This window comes from Synechococcus sp. PCC 6717 (assembly GCF_022698185.1).
Taxonomy (GTDB): Bacteria; Cyanobacteriota; Cyanobacteriia; order Thermosynechococcales; family Thermosynechococcaceae; genus Thermosynechococcus; species Thermosynechococcus lividus.
Genome location: NZ_JAKLTV010000066.1, coordinates 1 through 1,400, shown reverse-complemented (window position 1 = coordinate 1,400; position 1,400 = coordinate 1). Strand labels below are relative to the sequence as shown.

The 1,400-nt window shown below is 46.7% G+C and carries 4 protein-coding genes; 3 read left to right on the top strand and 1 reads right to left on the bottom strand.

Going from position 1 to position 1,400, the window contains the following annotated elements; genetic code table 11:
- The 3 genes from L5470_RS13340 to sipA form a co-directional block, all read left to right on the top strand.
- The coding region (locus L5470_RS13340; RefSeq protein ID WP_499500255.1) for an ISL3 family transposase at window positions 1-342 on the top strand (342 nt) is incomplete at its 5' end.
- Between the two features lie 24 nt (window positions 343-366).
- Complete coding sequence (locus tag L5470_RS13335; protein WP_499500257.1) at window positions 367-552, top strand: DUF3122 domain-containing protein; 186 nt, start codon at window positions 367-369, stop codon at window positions 550-552.
- 101 nt (window positions 553-653) lie between these two features.
- Complete coding sequence (sipA, locus tag L5470_RS13330; RefSeq protein ID WP_499500254.1) at window positions 654-908, top strand: regulatory protein SipA; 255 nt, start codon at window positions 654-656, stop codon at window positions 906-908.
- 40 nt (window positions 909-948) lie between these two features.
- Here the strand turns inward: sipA and L5470_RS13325 are convergent, their stop codons facing one another.
- Window positions 949-1,374: an RNA-guided endonuclease InsQ/TnpB family protein gene (locus tag L5470_RS13325; protein ID WP_499500256.1), complete on the bottom strand. Its 426-nt coding sequence runs from the start codon at window positions 1,372-1,374 to the stop codon at window positions 949-951.
- Between the last annotated feature and the right edge of the window lie 26 nt (window positions 1,375-1,400).

Sequence of the window (1,400 nt, the reverse complement as noted above, 5' to 3'; positions counted from 1 at the left end):
TCTCTGGAAGAAATTCGAGAAGTAGTGCCAAGTCTGGCTCGAATGCATCAGGAGAAGGAATCGTTTAGAGCCATCTTTGAGCAAGCAAAAGATTGGAGAGATGGAACCTTTCAATTGCTCGATTGGTTAGCTCAAGCTCAGGATTCTTTTCAAGAGAGCGTAAGAACAATTTATCGGTGGTTTGGYGAAGTCACCGCCTATTTTGATAATCACACAAATAGTGGTGTTGTTGAAGGTATTAACAATAAATTGAAGCTGATCAAGCGGTCAGGTTATGGGTTCAGGAACTTTGACAATTTTCAGTTACGTTGCTTAATTTGCTGGCATTTAGCTATTGATTAAGCATAACTCGGACGATAGAGCCAAATCTTCACGGATTCTGCCAATCCGGAACCAAATGTTGCTCAGTATGATTTGCAGCCTATTTTGATGCAATTAGACCCTGCGGTGCCACTGCGATTGGAAATTCCTAGCCTCCATCAATCAAGCATCATACTCAATGTTTCACCAATACTGATCCAAGAGTGGCGATCCTTAGCTGCTCAATCTTAATCAATTTAATCTCCATAGCTTGAATTCCCCGTCTGCTTGCAACGGGGGGAATGTCACAAAGTCAAGGAGAAATCCTCAGCTATGGGGGTGGGGTGGACAAGATGAGGAGTAAAGTAGAAGAAGGTCGTACATCTAAAGCAATGGGACAATCGTTTTCTGTGGGCGATCGCGTCCGTTTGATTGAACTGCCTGCCTATGTCAAAACTGCTGAACCGATGCCCATGCTCCGTCCGCCCAGTGTATTAACCCTTGGCGAGGAAGGGATCATCCTGGGGCAGCAGCCGGGCAATTACTGGGTTGTCCGCTTAGAGCGTGGCTCCTTTTTACTAGAGGCCAAGTATCTGGAGCGGGTTTAGACCCGAACCGCAAAGTTTCAGGTTGACATACTCCCCATGCCTAAAGGCAGGGGATTCTTGTTACTAGTTCAGCGACAGCACTTACCATTTCAGGTTTCCCATCCATAGCAGAGGTGCTTGTCTCCCCAGTCGTTTGGGATTTCTCCCCAGTTCCCCAATGCCCTTGGGTACTGTTTTGCCATTCCATCCCCAAGATGCTTAGCCCCTTTTTCAAGATATTCAGAGCCGCGTTCTGGTCTCTGTCTAACTCAAACCCGCACTTAGGACAACTATGGGTTCTAGTGGATAGAGTTTTTGGCACCCTATGACCGCAATGAGTACAGTCCTGTGTGGTGTATTGTGGCGGTACTGACACTACTGCCTTATCCCACACCTTCCCGTAGTAGTCCAGCCATTGGGTGAACTGAGACCAACTAGCATCATGGATGGATTTGGCAAGATGATGATTCTTGACTAGGTTCTTCACCTGCAAGTCCTCATACACCACGACAA

Bases quoted from the DNA above. Each gene is read 5' to 3' on its own strand.
- sipA (WP_499500254.1), top strand. From the start codon at position 654: ATGAGGAGTAAAGTAGAAGAAGGTCGTACATCTAAAGCAATGGGACAA.